The organism is Francisella noatunensis subsp. noatunensis (genome assembly GCF_009823375.1).
Classification (GTDB): domain Bacteria; phylum Pseudomonadota; class Gammaproteobacteria; order Francisellales; family Francisellaceae; genus Francisella; species Francisella noatunensis.
This window is the reverse complement of sequence record NZ_WBSX01000019.1, coordinates 1-19,988: the sequence shown is the minus strand read 5'-3', so window position 1 is coordinate 19,988 and position 19,988 is coordinate 1. Positions and strand designations below refer to the sequence as shown.

Here is a 19,988-nt window from a genome sequence, read left to right as displayed (position 1 = left end):
TTAACAATATATCTCATCAATACATTAGAAAGTTACAGATAGACTTGAATAATAGACCTAAGAAATGTTTAAATTACTTGACACCTAATGAAGTACATTTTGGTATCTCTATAAACATTGAGAATACAATCTAGCGCTTTTTTATAATATCCATATAAAGGGTCTCAATGGTGTTTGCTAGATTTTCTTTTGGTACTGTTGTTATTAATGTCTTGATATTTATTGTATTTATAATATTTAGAGCACTTTTAAATTGTTTGATGGTTGCGTGAGAGAATCTTGAATTATCTATTTCTGAATATTTTTCAAAAATGTTTAAAGCGTTTTGTTGTAGCTTTTTATCTCTTAAGAGATTTGCTCTTTTTATTATTTTAAGAGTATTTTCTGCATTAATGCTTCTGGATTCAAGAATTTTTCTTGTAGTTATTGCGGCAATTAGAAGTTTGATTTGCTTATTTGTTAGTAATAACTCTAGTTTTAAGCTGTTTATTGTATCATCTTCTAGGTTTAACAAACATAGGCATATTTTTTCTTCATTTGATGAATTTATGTATGTTTTATTTCTAAAGAAATTCTTATCTGGAATTGTATTTAAAGATTTTTTGATATTTGGGAATATTATTTGTAATGATTCAAGCTCATCTAATGTCTCAAAAAAAAATTTTGGATTTCTAAGTGCTTTGATAAACTCTATATGCAAGCGCTCCATGGTTAGGTAGTTTAGTTCTCCTGATTTAATAATGTATTTGATTATGTTTATTGTTTCATCAGCAATTGAAAAATCAAAAGCACTAAGCTGGACTTTGAAGCGAGCTAATCTAACTACACGTAAAGGATCTTGAATAAAGGCTTCTGATGTGTGTCGAAGTATTCTGTTTTTAATGTCATCTTGACCATTAAAAGGGTCGATTATGTTATTGTTTTTATCTATTGCCATAGAGTTGATGGTCAAGTCTCTACGTTTTAAATCCTCTTCTAAGGTGATATCGCTTGAAAAATCAACTTCAAAACCATGATAACCTTTAGCTATTTTTTTTTCTGATCTAGCTAATGCATATTCTTCTTTGGTTTCTGGGTGTAGAAAGACTGGAAAACTAGATGGTATTTTTGTGAAGCCAGCTTTGGTCATTTGGCTTTCTGTGGCACCGACTACTACCCAATCTCTGTCTTTTGGCGTTATGCCAAGTAGTATGTCTCTAACAGCTCCGCCTACTAGATAAAATTCCATCGCTTGATAAACATCTTTTTTGATTGCTTTATGTTAACAGAAAAAAGTGTATAATTATCTGTTATTCGTGTTGGTTTTTTAACGGCTTTTTATATTTTATGGCAAATTTAATTGACAAAATTGATCTTAAATCCCAAAGTTCCGGCAATCTAAGTGGAGAAATGGTGAATAAAGAAAAGGGGGGGACTCTTTATAAAAGATTACTGCTTCAGGTTAAGCACTTATGGTATTTTCTAGTTGTCGCAGCAATAGGTAGTATATTTTTTTCAGCTGCAGATGCTTCGATGATATATCTGATCAATCCGATATTGAATTATGGTTTTGGCCCTGGTGGCGATATTACTAAGCAAAGTGCTAGTATACTTATGCTTATGGGTGTTGGTATGGTTGGTTTACTAGCTTTGAGATCTGTCGGGTCATTTTTATCTCAATACTTTATAGGGTCTTTGGGGCAAAAGGTTGTTTATAAGTTTAGAAAAGATATCTATAAGAGATTTATGAATCTACCTGCTAGCTTCTTTGATAAGCATTCTTCAGGTCAGATTATCTCAAGGCTTCTATATAATGTTGATCAAGTTACAGAAGCTACTTCAACTGCTATTATTACAGTTGTACAAGATGGTACTTTTGTTATAGGTTTAATAATAGTGATGGTGGTATCAAGTTGGCAGCTGTCATTATTTCTAATAATTATAGGACCATTTTTGGGATTATTTATCTCCATAATAAACAAGAAATTTAGATCTTTAAGTAGAAATACTCAATCATCAATGGGGAATGTGACTCATATTGCTGAAGAAACCATAAGGAATTATAAAGAGATTAGAATCTTTGGTGCGCAACAAAAACAGCAGAATAAGTTTTTTAAAAATCTTGACTATACTTACTCTCAGCAAATTAGAACAATTGCATTAGATGCTCTAACGTCTCCGGTTATACAGATTATTGCTTCACTAGTTCTTGCTTTTTCATTATTTACAATAGCAATTTTTGGGACTAATGAGGGTGGTAGCTCATCTTGGTTAACCGCCGGCTCTTTTGCATCATTCTTCGCTGCTGCTGCTGCCATTCTAAAACCAATTAAGAATCTTACTAAGGTTAACGTGGTTATACAAAAAGCGGTAGCTGCTACAGAGGATATATTCTATATTTTAGATTATCAATCTGAAAAAGAGACAGGCAAGAAAGAGATTGAGAAAGTTAGTGGCAAAGTAACGATAAAAGATGTTAGTTTTGCATTTGCAGATCATAAGGTTCTTAATGGTGTAAGTACAGAGATTGAAGCTGGAGAAACAGTTGCTTTTGTTGGTAAATCAGGGAGTGGTAAAACAACGCTTACGAGTATTATTTCGAGATTTTATACTCAACAGCAAGGTCAAATATTATTGGATAATATTGATATAAGAGATTTGACTTTAGAAAACTTAAGATCGAATCTGTCTATGGTTTCACAAAATGTTCACTTATTTGATGATACTGTATTTAATAATATAGCATTTGGACTTTCAAGGGATGTTTCTGAAGAAGAAGTCGTAGATGCTCTTAAAAGAGCTAATGCTTATGAGTTTGTTCAAGAGCTTTCTGATGGTATTTATACTAATATTGGTAATAATGGTTCTAAATTGTCAGGCGGTCAACGTCAGAGATTATCAATTGCTAGAGCTCTATTGAAAAATGCTCCAGTGCTAATATTTGATGAGGCAACAAGTGCGCTTGATAATGAGTCCGAAAGAGTGGTTCAACAAGCATTAGAAAGCTTGACTAAATCTTGTACCACTATAGTTATTGCGCATAGATTAAGCACTGTAGAGAATGCTGATAAAATTGTAGTAATGGATGATGGCAAAATAGTTGAAAGTGGTAAGCATGAAGAGCTTCTAGCGAAAGGTGGACTTTATACTAGGCTATATCAATCAGGACTTCAGTAACACTAATGATAGATAATATTTGGTATAAACCTCAGCTAGGGGTGCTCAGTTATATTTTAAGTCCTATCACTTTTATTTTCTCAAAAATTGCTCATAATCGTAAAATCAAGCTGCAGAATAATCAATATAAGTCAAAAATTCCTGTAATTATAGTGGGTAATATTTCCGTTGGTGGAACAGGTAAAACTCCTGTAGTGAGGATGTTTGCTAATCAATACCTAGAGCAAGGTAAGAAGCCAGTTATAATCAGTCGTGGCTATGGTGCTAAGGCAGAAAAATATCCTTTTGAAGTCGACTCAAAGACGCCTGCAAGTGTATGTGGCGATGAGCCTGCAATGTTATTTGATGCATTAGGCGGTAAGGTGCCAATAGTAATATCTCCACACAGGGTTGATTCTGTTAAATATATTGAAAAGAATTATCCTGATGCCGATGTTATTATATCCGATGATGGTTTGCAGCATTATAAACTAGCTAGATCTAAAGAAGTGGTAGTAGTCGATGCTAGTAGGATGTTTGGTAATGGATTATGTCTACCAGCTGGACCTCTCAGAGAACCGGTGGAAAGACTAAAATCAGTGGATCAAATAATCGCTGTAGGTAATCTTGATGACCAAAACTATGGTGAGTTGCTAGAGTATAACTCTAATATTGTCAAAGCTAAAATCAAGGCGACAAAATTTGTAAATCTTGTAACAAGACAAAACATACCCATAGATAGTTTCTATGGTAAATCAATAGATGCTGTTGCAGGTATTGGTAACCCTGATAAATTTTTTAGCTCGTTGGATGAGCTTCGAGTGAATATCTATCATGAGCATATTTTCAGAGATCATCATAAATATACGGCTAAGGATTTTGAACATTTTGATCCTGAACAGATAGTTATTATGACTTATAAGGATGCAATTAAATGTAAAAATTTTGCCAAAAGTAATTGGTGGTATCTTGATATAGCCTTAGAGCTTTGTTGACCATTGATTAAATTGAAAATTTGCCACTAGAATAGGAATCTAGAGAGTGAATCAGTTTGATATGCCAAAGCATATATATTACTATTAACCTGATAAAAAAGTAGCTACGAAATCTATGAAAAAAATTGTTTTAGTTGATGGGTCATCATATCTATTTAGGGCATATCATGCCTTACCAAACCTTACTAATAGTCAAGGCGAGCCAACAGGGGCTATTATAGGTGTGATTAACATGCTTAAGAAATTGCCCGCTATGTATGATACCGAGTATGTTGCAGTAGTCTTTGATCCTAAAGGTAAGAATTTTCGTCATGAGATGTATCCTGAATACAAAGCAAATCGTAAAGCAATGGATGATGAGCTAAGGGTGCAAATACAGCCATTACATCAAATTATCGAGAATATGGGCTTTCCATTGATAATAAAAGACGGTGTTGAAGCAGATGATGCAATAGGGACATTGGCAAGAGATCTTGAGCAACAAGGTTATGATGTCATTATATCTACTGGCGATAAAGATATGGCACAGTTAGTTACGGATAATGTGGTTCTTTATGATTCTATGAAAAACGTAACTACTGATATCGCAGGGGTATTGGAAAAATATCAAATTAGACCAGATCAAATTATAGATTATTTAGCCTTGATGGGAGATTCTTCGGATAATATCCCTGGTATACCTAAGGTTGGACCTAAGACTGCAATTAAGTGGTTACAAGAGTATCAAGACATTGAAGGTATAATTGCTAATCAGGATAAAATAGCAGGAAAGGTAGGTGAAAACTTACGCAGTAATATCGAGTTACTTAAATTATCTTATAAATTAGCGACTATCAAGTGCGATGTGGAGCTTAACCTATCTATAGAAGACTTAAAGTGTAAAAATGCAAATAAAGAATATTTGTATGAGGTATTTACACGTTATGAATTTAAATCTTTACTTAAAGATTTAAGTATTCAATCTTCAGTAAAATTAACAAAACCGCAAGCTGATAATATAGAGATTGACTATAAGATAGTTGCGACAAAAGAACAACTTGATGATTTGGTCAAAGAGTTAAAAAATAGCAGTAGTTTTGCTTTTGATACAGAGACAGATTCATTGAATACTTATGAAGCTAATCTTGTTGGTTTATCATTTTGTGCAAAAGAGGGTCGAGCTTATTATATTCCTTTGCAGCATAGATACCTTGGAGTTCCACAGCAATTAGAACTAGATATTGTTTTAGATAGTTTAAAACCTATTTTCGTAGATTCTCAAAAGTTTAAAGTTGCACACAATTTTAAATTTGATGAAAAAGTTTTGTCAAAATATGGAATTAAGATAGTTAATCAAGTTAATGATACTATGATTATGGCATATGTGCTAAAAAGTAGTGGTAAACAGGATATGGATAGCTTATCAAAAGAGCACTTAGGTGTTGAACCAATCGCATATACGACATTAGCTGGAACTGGTCGTAATCAGTTGACATTAGATCAAATAGATATAGAAAAAGTGGCTAAATATGCTGCTGAAGATGCTGATATTACATTTAGACTTTATAATCATTTCTTGAAAATGCTAAAAGATGATGAAGTCTTATATAGTCTATATTCTAAGGTTGAAATGCCATTGACTATTATTCTTAATAATATGGAAAAAATTGGTGTTAAGATAGATGCCGCTAAACTTATAGAGCAGAGTGCTAATCTTGAAGACTCTATCAAAGAGCTTGAGATTAAGTGTTATGATCTTGCTGGTCAAGAATTCAATTTATCTTCTCCAGTGCAGTTAAGAGAAATTTTGTTTGATAAAATGGGTCTTCCTTCTGTCAAAAAGACAGCCAAAGGTCAGGCTTCAACATCTGAAGAAGTTCTAGTTCAATTAGCTGAATACTATGAAATAGCAGCCTTAATAATGAAGTACCGCCACTTATCAAAGCTAAAAAATACTTATACAGATAAATTGCCGAAAATGCTTGATCTGAATGGCCGAGTTCATACTTCGTACAACCAAACAGGAACTGTAACTGGTAGATTGTCTTCATCAGATCCAAATTTACAAAATATTCCTATTAAAAGTCCCGAAGGGCGTAAGATAAGACAAGCTTTTATCGCAGAGCAAGAATTTTGTGTAGTTGCTGCAGACTATTCCCAAATTGAATTAAGAATTATGGCGCATTTGTCAAAGGATAAAAATCTTTTGAAAGCTTTTAATCAAGGTTTAGATATTCATAGTGCTACTGCGGCTGAGGTTTTAGGTATAAGTCTTGATATGGTTACTAGTGAACAAAGAAGAAGAGCTAAAGCAATAAACTTTGGACTCATTTATGGAATGAGTGCTTTTGGATTGGCTAAACAATTAGAAATACTACGAGGAGAAGCTCAGGAGTATATCGATGTTTATTTTAATCGTTATCCAAGTGTAAAAGACTACATGACAACAGCCAAAGAATTTACAAAGCAAAATGGTTATGTTGAAACTATCTTAGGAAGAAGATTATACCTGCCGGATATTAGCTCTAAAAATGTAATCCAAAGAAATGCTGCTGAAAGAGCGGCAATTAATGCTCCAATGCAAGGTACGGCTGCAGATATCATCAAAAAAGCTATGATAGATGTTAACATAATGATTTTGCGAGAGTATAATGATGATATAAAAATGGTTATGCAAGTTCATGATGAGCTGGTGTTTGAAGTTAGAAAAGCCAAACTTAATGAAATAACTACAAAAATAAAAAGTATAATGGAGACATCTGTAAAACTAGATGTTCCTCTAGAGGTAAATGTCGACTCTGGTGAGAGTTGGGATCAAGCACATTAGGTATATTAACTATAGGGTGTTTTATGTTGCTAGTAATGGATGTGGGAAATTCTCACATATACATTGGTGTTTTTGAGGGTGAGAATATAATTTCTCAGATTAGATATGCAACTTCATCAGTAGATTCGACGTCGGATCAGATTGGTGTGTTTCTTAGACAAGCATTAAGAGAGAGCTCAGTTGATTTAAGTAAGATCAAAGGGTGTGCGATATCTTCAGTAGTTCCTCATTTGAATTATTCTTTAGGTTATGCTGTTATAAAATATTTTGGTATGAAGCCATTTTTTATTAGTATGGAAACAACTGATCTTGATATGACAGCTGTTGAGGCTCATCAAGTCGGGGCTGATAGGATAGCTAGTTGTATCGGCGCTATAGCAGATTATCCGAATAAGGATTTATTAATTATTGACTTAGGTACGGCAACAACATTTGATTTGGTGACTAAAGATAAGAAATATCTGAGTGGCTCAATTATGCCGGGAGTTAAGCTTTCTTTGAATGCTTTGTGTCAAGGAGCTTCACAGTTATCGTCAATAACTATTGTTAAACCAGAAGTTGCTATAGGTTATGATACGAAAACTAATATTCGCTCAGGCTTGTATTATGGTCATTTAGGAGCTTTAAGAGAGCTTAAAACTAGAAGTTTAAAAGAATTTGGGGCGCCTGTTTACACTATAGCAACAGGTGGATTTGCTGGGTTGTTTAAAGATGAGGGAATCTTTGATGAAATATCCCCAGATTTAATTCTGCACGGGATTAGAATTGCATTCCTAGAGAATAACAAAAAAGGTGTTTAGTGATATGTTAAAAAATAAAAAAGCGGTTATTTTATTATTTGATTCATTTGGTATAGGGCAAGCACCTGATGCTGCTGATTTTGGCGATGAGGGATCAGATACCTTGGGTCATATTGTTGATTACTTTACTAATAATGGTATGAGTATTAAATTACCAAATTTAGCAAGAAAAGGGTTGTTGAAAGCTGCTGAATACAATAGATGTAAAGAATTTAGTCAACAAGTTGGTCATGTAGATGTTATTGAAAATGCAAAGTATGGCTATTGTGCTGAGGTTAGCAAAGGTAAGGATACGCCAAGCGGTCACTGGGAGCTAGCTGGTGTGCCTGTTATGTTTGATTGGTATTATTTCACAAATAAAGGTGATCATGGTTATTTTGACAAAGAGTTTATTGATAAATGGGTTGAAAGAGCTGGACTTACAGATGGTTTTATCGATGCTGGGCACGCATCAGGAACAGAAGTTCTAAAAGAGCATGGTTGTGAGAGTTGTGTTACTAAGAAGCCTATTGTTTATACATCTGCAGATAGTGTTTTTCAGGTAGCTGCTCATGAAGATTATTATGGTTTAGATAAATTATTGAATATCTGCAAAATAGCTAGAGAAATTCTTGATGAAATGGGAATGAAAGTCGGTAGAGTTATTGCTCGTCCATTTATTGGGGAGTCTGCCGATGAATATACTCGTACTGGTAATCGTAAGGACTTTTCAATATTGCCACCAGCACCAACATTACTTGATAAGTTAACTAATCAAGGTGGTAAAGTTGTTTCAATAGGTAAAATCGCTGATATTTATGCTAATCAAGGTATATCTAAGAAAGTAAAAGCAACTGGGTTAGAAGAGTTATTCGATAATACGATTAGAGAGTATGAATCAGCAAAAGAAAATACATTGGTGTTTACAAACTTTGTTGACTTAGATTCAAGCTATGGTCATCGTAGAGATCCTAAAGGATATGGTAAAGCATTAGAGTATTTAGATTCAAGGATCCCTGACTTAGATGCTAAGTTAGATGAAGATACTATTGTTATACTGGCAGCAGACCATGGTTGTGATCCAACTGCACCAGGGTCAGATCATACAAGAGAATGTGTGCCGTTTTTATTATGGGGCAAAAATATCGAAGCAGAGTTCATTGGAGCAAGAGATACGTTTGCGGATATTGGTCAAACAATTGCCGATTATATGGGTATAGAGCCTCTAGACTATGGTAAGTCAATATTTGGAGCTAATAATGATAGCTAAACAGAAGATAGTATCATTAATGGACTTGACTCAGTTAGGTGAGAGTGACACTGACGCTGATATCGTTAAGCTATGCGCAAAAGCTAAAAATTCTCTAGGTGAAGTTGCTGCAATATGTGTTTATAAACAATTTGTCCCTGTAGTTAAAAAAACTTTAGGTAGTGATTTCAAAGTTGCAACTGTAATTAATTTCCCTAAGGGGAATAGCTCAGTTGAAGAAGTTGTCTCAGAAGCTAAAGAAGCGATATCATTAGGAGCAGATGAGATCGATTTAGTAATTGACTATAATGAGTATATCCAAGAAGGCCATTCACAAAAATCATGTGATATGATCGAGAAAGTCAAAAATGTATGCCAAGATCGTGTCTTGAAAGTCATAATTGAATCGGGCGAGTTGATTGAAGATAGTTTAATCAGTAAAGTAAGCCATAATGCGATAGTAAATGGAGCTGATTTTGTCAAAACATCTACAGGTAAAACGCCTAATGGAGTAAGCCTAGAAGCGGCTAAAGTGATTTTAGAGACGATAAAAAACTCTGGGTATCAAGTTGGTTTTAAAGCTTCTGGTGGTATTAGAGATGAAGCTCAGGCTATAGGATATATTAAACTAGCGGAAGAGATTATGTCTAAGAATTATGTAGTAGTAGATACTTTTAGATTCGGAGTTAGTGGTTTGCTCGATAATCTTTTAAATGGAGGAATTGGTAGTGGCTACTAGGATATTGTTTTTTATATTGGGTATTATCGTTGTTTTTATATTGGCATATATATGGAGTAGCGATAGGAAAAAAATTAGATATAAAAATCTTGTGGTTATTTTGGTCGTACAAATAGCTCTTGGTTTTTTTATGCTCGAGTCTCAGATAGGTATAAAAGTAGTCGGTTTTATTGCTGATGGTTTTGAGAATTTACTTAATTATGCTCATGAAGGGTCAGCATTTATTTTTGGTGATCTTACTGATATGTCTAAAAATGGTTTCATCTTCTTTTTCAATGTGGGAATGCCTATTGTTCTAGTATCTTCACTGATTGGTATTTTACAATACTTCAAAATACTACCTCTTGTCATTAAGGGCATAGGTTGGATTCTATCAAAAGTTACAGGTATGGGTAAATTAGAATCATTCAATGCTGTTAGCTCACTAGCAGTTGGGCAGTCAGAGAATTTTATTAACTATAAAAAAATTATTGGTCATCTTCCTTCAAGTGTATTGTATACAATGTCTGCAACGGCAATGTCTACAGTATCTTTAGCGGTGGCTGGTGCTTATATGTCATTATTAGATCCTAAGTATGTATGTGTTGCGCTGGTGATGAATATGTTTGGGACTTTCTTTGTGTTAAACATTATTAATCCTTATGAAGCCTCTGAAGAGTTTAGTTATGATAAATTGCATGAAGAGTTTGAAGAAGAGAAACAAGGCTTCTTTGAGATGCTTGCCGAGTACATATTAGATGGTTTTAAGGTTGCAGTTATTGTTTCAGCAATGCTTATTGGTTTTATTGCTTTAATCGCGATGTTGAATGCGATATTTAGCAGTCTATTTGGTCTAAGCTTTCAAGATTTGTTGGGCTATTTGTTTTATCCTATGGCTTGGATACTTGATATTAATAGCAAAGAGTTGCATGCTGCAGGGCAACTTATGGGTACGAAAATGGTAACTAATGAATTTGTAGCAATGCAGATGATGAGTACACAGTCACAGCAGTTTACAGAGCATACTAAAGCCGTTATATCAGTATTTTTGGTCTCATTTGCAAACTTTAGTTCAATTGGGATAATCATAGGAGCGATTCAAGCACTAAGTAAAGAGGCATCAGTTAAAGTTTCGAAGTTTAGTTTGAAAATTCTTTATGGAGCAGTGCTAGTCAGTTTTTTATCAGCAGTGATTGTTGGATTGTTTATATAAAAAGATATGTCAAAATTTATAGTTATAGAAGGTCTTGATGGTGCTGGCAAAAGTACAGCTATTGGTTTTATTAAGAGATATTTAGACTCTAAATCTTTAGCGGCAGTATATACACGTGAACCAGGTGGTACTAAAGTGGCTGAAGAATTAAGAAGTATAATTCTACATAATGATTATGACGAAGAGATTCATCCGGATAGTGAACTACTGATGATTTATGCTGGAAGAATACAGCATTATAGAAATCTTATAGCTCCAGCCGCCTTAAGTAAGGGAGTTAATGTTGTATCAGATAGATTCTACTGGTCTAGTATTGCTTATCAAGGAGGAGGGCGAGAGCTTGGCTTTGATAAGTTAAATGTTCTTAACGAGACATTTTTAAAAGATTGTCAGCCTGATTTAATAATCTATTTAGATATTGATCCTGCTATTGGATTGGCTAGAGCAGGTAAAGTAGGCTCTGCTGATAGAATTGAGAAAGCAGGTTTAGCATTCTTTGATAGGACGAGAGCTGTTTTCAAAAGGTTAGTAGCAGAAAATCATAATTCCTATGAAATTGATGCTTCTCAGTCTATAGATGTTATCAAAAAAGAAATCTACGCCATCTTAGATAAATATTTTTAGTTTTAAATAAAAATATTTCTAGTAAAATCTCTGTTAGTTTTATTTATGTAAGAAAATACAAATTATGAATGATATTTTAAAAGAAATTGCAAAAAGAAGAACTTTTGCAATTATTTCTCACCCAGATGCTGGTAAAACAACTATTACTGAAAAAATGCTTTTATTTGGAAATGCTATTAAAACAGCAGGAACAGTAAAGGCTAAGAAAAGTGGTGTTCATGCAACATCTGACTGGATGGAAATGGAAAAAGAAAGAGGGATTTCAATTACGACATCTGTTATGCAGTTTCCCTATAATTGTAAAGTTGTAAATTTACTTGATACACCAGGACATGAGGATTTTTCGGAGGATACTTACCGTACATTAACCGCAGTAGATTCGGCTTTGATGGTTGTAGATGCTGTTAAAGGGGTAGAGGATCGAACAATCAAGCTTATGAACGTTTGTCGTCTTCGAGATACACCAATAGTAACATTTATGAATAAGTTTGATCGAGATACAAGAGATCCTTTGGAGCTTCTTGATGAGGTTGAAGATATTATGAAAATTAAGTGTGCACCGATGAATTGGCCAATAGGTATGGGTAAATTCTTTAAAGGTATATATGACTTATATAATGATGAAGTTACCATTTTTGAAGGTGGGCATGGCCATGAAATTCATCCTTACAAGAAAATTAAAGGCTTAGCTAATGCTAGAGATCAAATTGGTGCAGATCTGTTTGATGATTTAGAAATGGAGATAGATTTAGTTCGTGGTGCTAGTCATGAATTTGATCAAGAAGCTTTTTTAAAAGGAGAGTTAACACCAGTTTATTTCGGTACAGCATTGGCAAATTTTGGTGTGAAAGAGATGATGGATGGCTTTACAACTTATGCACCAGGACCTCAGCCACGCGAGACAAATGAAAGGCTTGTAAATACAGATGAGAATAAGTTAACAGGCTTTGTCTTTAAGATACAAGCGAATATGGATGATAAGCACCGTGATAGAATAGCCTTTTTTAGAATTTGTTCTGGAAAGTATGAGAAAGGCATGAAAATCTATCATGAGCGAACTGGTAAAATGATGCAGGTTTCGAAAGCTTTAACATTTATGGCCGGCGAACGTGAGCAAGTTGAAGAGGGTTATGCTGGAGATATTATTGGTTTGCATAACCATGGTAGTATACAGATAGGTGATAGTTTTACTCAAGGAGAGAAGCTTAAATTTAAAGGTATCCCAAACTTTGCGCCTGAAATTTTCAAGAGGGTTAAACTGAATGATCCTCTTAAGATGAAAGCCTTACAAAAAGGGTTGGTACAACTTTCCGAAGAGGGAGCGACGCAAGTCTTCAAACCAATGATTTCTAATGACTTGGTTTTAGGAGCAGTAGGTGTATTGCAGTTTGACGTGGTTGCACAGCGTCTTGCTTCTGAATATAACGTTAAGTGTTCTTATGAAGGTGTTAATGTTTCTTTGGCTCGCTGGATCTTTTGTGATGATGAGAAAAAGCTTAATGATTTTAAGAAAAAATATGAAGTTAATTTGTCATACGATGGTGCTGGGTATCTTACATATCTTGCTCCAACGGGAGTTAACTTGCAGTTAGCTCAAGATAAAAATCCTGATATTATATTTAGTGCTACAAGAGAGCATTAGAATCATATGCTTTTTAAGTAGAAAAAATGTGCTATAATTTTCAAGTATTTATTCATTATTTTATTAGGGTGCTAGATGTTTAAGGGTATCAATAGGGTTATTGCTGTTGGATGTGCATTAGCTATGGCAGTGCCAGTTTTTGCTATGGAAATATATACAGTCAAGTCAAATGACTATCTATATAAGATAGCCAAAAGTCATTCAATAAATGGTGTAAGTACTTCGGAATTAACAGATGCAATCAAGGGTATAAATAAATCAGAGATTCCAGGGATTGTCGATAATAGAATTAAAGTTGGTGATAAACTAGCGATTCCTACTACAAAAGGCGAAGTAGAGGATGGTCTAACGTTAACAAGAAACCAGATGATTCAAGGCTCATATAATCAACCTTCTTCTGTGTCAACTACGCCTAAGCTTGATGATCAAATAATGGTTTCAAGCGATTCTGAGTCTGATAGTTCATCAGCTCCAAATGTATTAAGTGAAGATAAAATTCCGACTTTGATCCCTGGAGAAGAAAATACTCAGCAATCATATAAGAGTAATTTAGATAGCCAAATAAATCCAACAGATATTCAAGAAAATGAATCTTATGAGGAAAGTTCGTTCTCGTTTTTAGGGTCTTTATTTAAATTTATAGTTTATGTTATAGTTTTAGCAGTAGTTATTATTGTTGGTAGAAGATTTTGGGAAACAAGAAGTACAAAAAAAGAGCAAGAGCTTGAAATCATATCAAGACAGAAACGTGATCATTTGATGTCACGTATTTCTCCTGTTGTGTCAGGTAATGAATTTTATAGCTCTCGAAAATCTCATAATAGCCCTCAGGAAGAATTCGACTTTTTCAATAGTTCTAACAAGGCTAGTTCTAGTGCTCAAACTGGAGTTAATCTAGAGGATTCTGAGAATAATAATCAAGATAATTTAGACATCAATGAAAGTGATGAGTTCGCTGAAATTGTAAATGATTTATACGCGGATAGGGATAATAATATTGTAGTTAAAACAGAACGAGGAGTTGTGTTTGAAACTAGTACTGATGAATCGCTTTTAAGTAATAGTGGTGATTCAGAAATTCAAGAGATAGATGCTAAAGAACAAGCCGAGCAAGAGCTGCAATATGTAAATGAGCTTGTTGAGCAATTTTTAGACAGTGAGAAGTATGTTGAAGCAAGTATAACAATTCAAGATTCTTTAGAGAAGAACCCTAATAATATTGATTTACGTTATAAACTTTTAGAGGTTTATGCTCAAGCAGGCGACGAGATTGCTTTTGAAGGAGAAGTTCACTTTATCAAATCTAAAAATATTGTGAGTATGTTTGATCCTTTACACCAAAAAATAGCAAAGCTTAGAGATAAGTATTTTGAGTAGTCAAATTTTATAATAATTTTTCTAGAGTATAGTGATGTTTTTTAAAAAAAAGAAAGAAACTCAATCATCTTCTGAGATAGAAAGAGTTCAGGAACAAGATAATAAAAAAGGACTATTTTCAAGACTTCAGTCAGGTCTATCAAAGACAGCAAGTAAGTTTGGAAGCGGATTAAGCACCATTCTTATGGGTCAAAAGGTGGTCGATGAAGAGCTTTTAGAAGATATCGAAATGCAACTTTTAACCTCTGATGTTGGTGTTGAAGCAACTGATGAAATTGTTGAGTATTTACGCGGGAAAGTTGCGAGAAATGAACTTCAAACAGCAGATAAACTTAATGAAATAATACAAGATAAACTAACAGAAATTATTTTGCCGTGTCAGAAACCATTACAGATTAACCATGAAAATACTCCTTATGTAATACTTATTGTCGGTGTAAATGGTGTAGGTAAAACAACAACTATAGGTAAGCTTACCAGAAAACTACAGTCTGAAGGTAAATCAGTGATATTAGCAGCTGGAGATACTTTCCGTGCAGCAGCGGTTGAACAGCTTCGTGAATGGGGTGATAGAAATAATACGCAAGTTGTCTATCAAAAAGAAGGAGCTGATAGCGCATCAGTTATTTATGATGCTATAAGCTCTGCAAAATCTAGAGGTATCGATGTAGTAATAGCAGATACTGCAGGACGATTGCATAATAAAGATAATCTGATGCAAGAACTAAAAAAAGTTGTTAAAGTAATCAAAAAAGTCGATGATTCTGCACCTCATGAAACAATGCTTGTTGTAGATGCTACAACTGGCGGTAATGCTCTTAGTCAAGCTGAGGCATTTAATGAGATTGTTAACCTAACAGGTATAACAATTACTAAACTTGATGGTACTGCAAAAGGCGGTATAGTCTTCTCAATAGCTAAGAAAATGGGATTACCACTTAGATTTATCGGTGTTGGTGAGAAGATTGATGATCTGCAAGTATTTAATGCAAAAAATTTCACAAAAGCATTATTTAACTCTAATTCACAACAGTAATATTTTTTGTTAAAATATTGTCTATCTAGTTATATAAAATATTAATTCTAATGTTTAATAAAGACTTTCTTTCAGGGTTAAATCCCCAACAAAAAAAAGCGACCTTGCTAGAGGATCGTAATTCTTTGATACTTGCTGGAGCGGGTAGTGGCAAAACAAAAGTTTTAACTTCTCGTATAGCATATCTCTGTCGTGATAAAGGAGTATCTGTAGAAAATATTCTAGCTGTAACATTTACAAACAAAGCCGCTAAAGAAATCCAGCATCGAGTTGAGAAAATGCTTGGAATTTCAACTTTTGGTATGTGGATAGGTACTTTTCACGGTATTGCTCATAGATTATTACGTAAGCATGCTCATGAGTTGGGCTTAGATAAGAACTTTAGGATTCTTGATCAAGATGAGCAAGCTCAATTAATCAAAAAAGTAATTAAGAGTTTGGATCTTGATGATAAAAAATATCCACCAAAATTATTGCAAAACTTTATTAATAAACAAAAAGATAAGGCTGTTCGTAGTAACAAATTAACAAAGCAGTATGATATTAATTATGCTCATATTTATACTGCTTATGAAGAGAGGTTGCTGTTAGATAATGCTTTAGATTTTGCCGACTTACTTTTGTATTTATATGAATTGTTTTCTCTTAACCAACAGCTTAGAGAATACTATCAGAGTTTATTCAGGTATATTTTGATAGACGAGTTTCAGGATACTAACCAAGTCCAATATATGTGGTTGAAGTTACTTGTTACAGATAATAACTACATGATGGCTGTTGGTGATGATGATCAGTCAATATATGGTTGGCGTGGAGCCGTTGTTGATAATATTCACAAATATGTCGCAGATCTAAATGATGTTGAAATCATAAAGTTAGAGCAAAATTATCGTTCAACGAAGAATATTCTTAAAGTAGCCAATTCTGTAATCAAAAATAATGATAATAGAATGTCAAAAGAACTATGGTCTGCTGCTGAAGATGGCGAAAAAGTTGAAGTATATTGTGCAGTTAATGAGCGTGATGAAGCGAAATATATTATAGATAAAATTCGCCAATTACATGATGATGGAGTTGATTATTCTGATATGGCAATTTTATATCGCTCAAACTATTTGTCGCGGGTCCTTGAGGAGAGTTGTATTTATGCAAGTATACCTTATAGGATTTATGGAGGTTTTCGTTTCTTTGATCGAGCTGAAGTTAAGGATGCCTTAGCATATTTAAGATTAGCTGTTACAAGTAATGACAACTTAGCATTTGAGAGAATTGTTAATACTCCAACACGAGGGATTGGCAATAAAACTTTAGATACAATTCGTAATTTCTCACAGATTAATAATGTGTCATATTGGCAAGCCACTATAGATATTATCCAGAAAGAAATTGTAACAAAAAGAACCGCGTCTCTTCTGTTAAAGTTTATAGAAATTATAAATGCTATTTCATCACAAATAAAAGACTTAAGTCTAGATAAGCTTCTTGAAACTGTAATCAATGAAAGTGGTTTGTTGGCGTCATACCAAGAAAAAGATATCGAAAAAGATCGTCAAAAAATTGATAACTTAAAAGAATTAATAAGTGCAGCTAAAGATTTTGAACCGCAGATAGAGTTACTTGATGATAATACTGATATACTACAAGATTTTTTGTCTTTTGCAGTGCTAGAAGCTGGTGAGATGCAGGCTGATGAAAATGCAGATAGTGTTCAGTTAATGACAATACACGCATCAAAAGGTTTAGAGTTTCGCTATATCTTCTTAGTGGCGGCAGAAGAAGGAGTTTTTCCTCCTAGTTCGATTGTTAATGCTGAAGAGGCATATACTAGTGCAGAATCTAAAAAAGTTCAAGAAAAGTTAGCTGAAGAGAGACGCCTATTTTATGTAGCCGTTACAAGAGCGATGAAGGCTCTAACCATTAGCTATGCTCAAGTGCGTAATATCTTTGGCAGAAGTAGTTTCCAAGTCAAATCACGTTTTCTTATGGAAATAGACTCTGAACATATTAACGAAGGTAAATTAACTGGAGTTAGTCAAAATAAGCCTAAGGTTAAGCAAAAGTCTAACTTTGGAGTATCTCCTTTTGACTTTCTTAAGTCAAATAACACAAAAGGCAATAAGTTCAAAAAAGGAGATAAAGTGTTCCATAAAGTCTTTGGTAAGGGGATTTTTGTCAAAGCACAATCTCAAGGTTCAAAAGAGTTTTATACTGTAGACTTTGGTGTAGATGTCGGTCAGAAGATTTTATTGGCAGATATTGCCAATCTTGTTAAGGTCTAAAAAATATACAATCCTAGTATGTATAATCATTGAGTTTTAAAAATTAATAGTTTAGATTGAAATAATTAACATTTTTTATATTAGATTATGTTCAAGAAGACATTAATACTCTCATCTTTAGCTAGTGTACTTATATTAGCTAGTTGTTCAAATGATTCGGATAGAAATACTGATCCTTATGCTGGACAATCAACAAATGATAATAATCAACTAGTTGTAAATATAGGCTCTGATATGCCATCAATTGATCCACAACAATCTTCTGATAATAGTTCGAGTAGAGTAATTGAGGATATTTTTGAAGGTTTGGTTGATTATAATCAGAAGTCAGAGGTTATTCCAACGGGGGGCATCTAGTTGGAAGATATCCAAAGATGGTAAGACTTATACATTTTATTTAAGAAAAGATGCTAAATGGACTAATGGTGATCCTGTTACAGCAGATGACTATGTCTACTCATATAGAAGATCTGTAACACCAGAGACTTTAACACGTGCTTATGCTTCATATTTCAATCCAATTTTAAATGCTGTAGCTATTCAGGCTGGCAAAAAGTCTCTAGAGACACTTGGGGTAAAGGCTCTAGATAAATATACTCTACAGATCAAACTAACAGAACCTAATCTAACATTTTTAGACTCTCTTACTATATATGCATTTTTCCCGGTGAATAAAAAGGCAATAGAGAAGTATGGTGATTCTTGGGCAGCAAAGCCTGATACAATCATAAGTAATGGTGCATATAAGCTAACAAAATGGGTGCATAATGGTTATGCTTTGGCAGGGAAGTCTCCTAATTACTGGGATGCTAAAAATGTAAGTATTGATTCTGTAAAATATCTAATGATCAATGATGCCTCTAGTGATTTGGAGAATTACAAAGCTGGAGGAGAAAGTCTTACCTATAATACACTCCCTGCTAATACAGCAGAATGGTATAAAGAAAACTTCACAAATAATCAATTTCAACTAGCACCGATGCTTTCGCAGGCTTATTTTATATTTAATATGAGAGATCCTAAATTCCAAGATATTAGAGTGCGTAAAGCCTTAAGTATGGTTATCGATAGAAAAGGTATCGCCGAAGGTGTTAAGAAAGGTTTGGTTATTCCTTCTTACTTGGTTATACCGGAGACCATAGCTGGAGGTAGATACAAAGATCTGGCAAAAGATATTCCAGATTATGACTGGATAAATGAACCTATAGAGCAAAGAGTAAAACAAGCAAGAGAACCTCTCAAAGAAGCTGGCTATTCAAAAAAACATCCACTTGAGTTTACTGTTAATTTCAATACTTCTGATGTTAACCGTTTGATGGCGCAAATTCTACAAGGCTCGTGGCAACAAGATTTTGGAGATTTGGTTAAAGTTAGTATCTTCAATGAAGATTGGAAGGTATATCTTGATAGCTTAAAAAATGGTAATTTTGATGTTGCTAGAATGGCTTGGATTGCAGATTTTAACCAGCCGAATACTTATACTGAGATGTATACATGTGATAGTGACAATAACCGTGGACACTATTGTGATAAAGAAGCTGATGAAATCTATAACAAGTCACTAACTACTAATTCTAAGGATGATTTTTATAAGCTACAGAAAGAGTTAATCATCAAACAAACTGCAGGGTACCCAACTATACCATTGTTTACTCAGCCTGCTATACAGCTTGTACAACCGTATGTGAAAGGTTTTAAACCAAAAGAAAATGTCATGGGTAGATATAGAGCTAAGCAGCTTTCGATTAGGCAGTCAGAAGTATAATTTTCTAACAGGGTAGAAATATTATGATGAAATTTATATGCTAGATTGTATTCTGAAAGTTTTAAATAGTTGAAAGAGAGTTCCAAATATAGTTTATTAGGTTTTGACGAAACTAAAATAAACGATAAGGAACTAAAAAATGCCAAAGCACTTAACTCTTTCAAATAGATATTGTATAGAAGAATTACTTAAATTAGGATACCAAACATCTCAAATAGCCAATAAAATTGGCTATAGTGAAAGAGCTATAAAAAAGGAACTTAATCGCACTAGTATAAATAGTGACTATAATGCTGAGATAGCACAGAAGCTATATCAAAGCCGCAGAACTTCAAATAATCATAAGCTATCCTGTAAAGTTAAAAAGCTA

14 protein-coding genes and 2 pseudogenes are annotated in these 19,988 nt (G+C 33.8%); 15 read left to right on the top strand and 1 reads right to left on the bottom strand.

Translation table 11 applies throughout. From position 1 onward, the window contains the following. Positions 1–134, top strand: a pseudogene (locus F8C69_RS11360) (IS30 family transposase); the annotation flags it as partial. On the opposite strand, the gene F8C69_RS03030 reads toward F8C69_RS11360, so the two are convergent. Next, positions 131–1,228: a CCA tRNA nucleotidyltransferase gene (locus F8C69_RS03030; RefSeq protein WP_159184143.1), complete on the bottom strand. Its 1,098-nt coding sequence runs from the start codon at positions 1,226–1,228 to the stop codon at positions 131–133. The pseudogene F8C69_RS11360 and the gene F8C69_RS03030 sit on opposite strands and share 4 nt — an antisense overlap. Positions 1,229–1,326: 98 nt before the next feature. Here F8C69_RS03030 and msbA point away from each other — a divergent pair, with 98 nt between their 5' ends. The 14 genes and pseudogenes from msbA to F8C69_RS02960 all read left to right on the top strand — a co-directional run. Beyond that, positions 1,327–3,156 (top strand): lipid A export permease/ATP-binding protein MsbA, encoded by a 1,830-nt coding sequence (gene msbA / locus F8C69_RS03025; RefSeq protein WP_159184142.1) that lies wholly within the window; start codon positions 1,327–1,329, stop codon positions 3,154–3,156. A gap of 5 nt (positions 3,157–3,161) precedes the next feature. Then, positions 3,162–4,130, top strand: a complete 969-nt coding sequence (lpxK, locus tag F8C69_RS03020; RefSeq protein WP_159184141.1) for a tetraacyldisaccharide 4'-kinase — start codon at positions 3,162–3,164, stop codon at positions 4,128–4,130. Between the two features lie 115 nt (positions 4,131–4,245). Further along, positions 4,246–6,936 (top strand): DNA polymerase I, encoded by a 2,691-nt coding sequence (polA, locus tag F8C69_RS03015; RefSeq protein ID WP_159184140.1) that lies wholly within the window; start codon positions 4,246–4,248, stop codon positions 6,934–6,936. A gap of 23 nt (positions 6,937–6,959) precedes the next feature. Further along, complete coding sequence (locus F8C69_RS03010; RefSeq protein WP_159184139.1) at positions 6,960–7,736, top strand: type III pantothenate kinase; 777 nt, start codon at positions 6,960–6,962, stop codon at positions 7,734–7,736. Between the two features lie 4 nt (positions 7,737–7,740). Next, the gene (locus F8C69_RS03005; RefSeq protein ID WP_159184138.1) at positions 7,741–8,985 is read left to right on the top strand and encodes a phosphopentomutase; all 1,245 of its coding nucleotides are present in this window, start codon (positions 7,741–7,743) and stop codon (positions 8,983–8,985) included. Further along, the gene (deoC, locus tag F8C69_RS03000; protein ID WP_192189629.1) at positions 8,948–9,703 is read left to right on the top strand and encodes a deoxyribose-phosphate aldolase; all 756 of its coding nucleotides are present in this window, start codon (positions 8,948–8,950) and stop codon (positions 9,701–9,703) included. The genes F8C69_RS03005 and deoC overlap by 38 nt, the downstream gene beginning before the upstream one ends. Beyond that, a complete protein-coding gene (locus F8C69_RS02995; RefSeq protein WP_159184136.1) occupies positions 9,693–10,895 on the top strand; it encodes a NupC/NupG family nucleoside CNT transporter in 1,203 nt (400 codons plus the stop codon). Before deoC ends, F8C69_RS02995 begins: the two co-directional genes overlap by 11 nt. Positions 10,896–10,901: 6 nt before the next feature. Further along, positions 10,902–11,519 carry a dTMP kinase gene (gene tmk, locus F8C69_RS02990; protein ID WP_159184135.1) on the top strand — a complete coding sequence of 206 codons (618 nt, stop codon included), beginning with the start codon at positions 10,902–10,904 and terminating at the stop codon, positions 11,517–11,519. 64 nt (positions 11,520–11,583) lie between these two features. Continuing rightward, positions 11,584–13,161, top strand: coding sequence for a peptide chain release factor 3 (locus F8C69_RS02985; protein ID WP_159184134.1), 1,578 nt, complete (start codon positions 11,584–11,586; stop codon positions 13,159–13,161). Between the two features lie 75 nt (positions 13,162–13,236). Continuing rightward, on the top strand, positions 13,237–14,538 hold the full coding sequence (locus F8C69_RS02980; protein ID WP_159184133.1) for a LysM peptidoglycan-binding domain-containing protein: 1,302 nt from the start codon (positions 13,237–13,239) through the stop codon (positions 14,536–14,538). 34 nt (positions 14,539–14,572) lie between these two features. Further along, a complete protein-coding gene (gene ftsY, locus F8C69_RS02975) occupies positions 14,573–15,574 on the top strand; it encodes a signal recognition particle-docking protein FtsY (protein ID WP_159184132.1) in 1,002 nt (333 codons plus the stop codon). A gap of 50 nt (positions 15,575–15,624) precedes the next feature. After that, positions 15,625–17,853 (top strand): UvrD-helicase domain-containing protein, encoded by a 2,229-nt coding sequence (locus tag F8C69_RS02970; protein ID WP_159184131.1) that lies wholly within the window; start codon positions 15,625–15,627, stop codon positions 17,851–17,853. An 87-nt stretch (positions 17,854–17,940) separates the two neighbouring features. Next, positions 17,941–19,618: pseudogene (locus F8C69_RS02965) on the top strand (peptide ABC transporter substrate-binding protein). A gap of 139 nt (positions 19,619–19,757) precedes the next feature. Next, the coding region (locus tag F8C69_RS02960) for a helix-turn-helix domain-containing protein (protein WP_159183974.1) at positions 19,758–19,988 on the top strand (231 nt) is incomplete at its 3' end.

Coding starts and splice junctions, on each gene's coding strand:
- msbA (WP_159184142.1), top strand. CDS start 1,327: ATGGCAAATTTAATTGACAAAATTGATCTTAAATCCCAAAGTTCCGGC.
- F8C69_RS02970 (WP_159184131.1), top strand. CDS start 15,625: ATGTTTAATAAAGACTTTCTTTCAGGGTTAAATCCCCAACAAAAAAAA.
- F8C69_RS03010 (WP_159184139.1), top strand. CDS start 6,960: ATGTTGCTAGTAATGGATGTGGGAAATTCTCACATATACATTGGTGTT.
- F8C69_RS02980 (WP_159184133.1), top strand. CDS start 13,237: ATGTTTAAGGGTATCAATAGGGTTATTGCTGTTGGATGTGCATTAGCT.
- ftsY (WP_159184132.1), top strand. CDS start 14,573: ATGTTTTTTAAAAAAAAGAAAGAAACTCAATCATCTTCTGAGATAGAA.
- F8C69_RS03005 (WP_159184138.1), top strand. CDS start 7,741: ATGTTAAAAAATAAAAAAGCGGTTATTTTATTATTTGATTCATTTGGT.
- lpxK (WP_159184141.1), top strand. CDS start 3,162: ATGATAGATAATATTTGGTATAAACCTCAGCTAGGGGTGCTCAGTTAT.
- F8C69_RS03030 (WP_159184143.1), bottom strand. CDS start 1,228: ATGGAATTTTATCTAGTAGGCGGAGCTGTTAGAGACATACTACTTGGC.
- F8C69_RS02985 (WP_159184134.1), top strand. CDS start 11,584: ATGAATGATATTTTAAAAGAAATTGCAAAAAGAAGAACTTTTGCAATT.
- deoC (WP_192189629.1), top strand. CDS start 8,948: ATGGTAAGTCAATATTTGGAGCTAATAATGATAGCTAAACAGAAGATA.
- tmk (WP_159184135.1), top strand. CDS start 10,902: ATGTCAAAATTTATAGTTATAGAAGGTCTTGATGGTGCTGGCAAAAGT.
- polA (WP_159184140.1), top strand. CDS start 4,246: ATGAAAAAAATTGTTTTAGTTGATGGGTCATCATATCTATTTAGGGCA.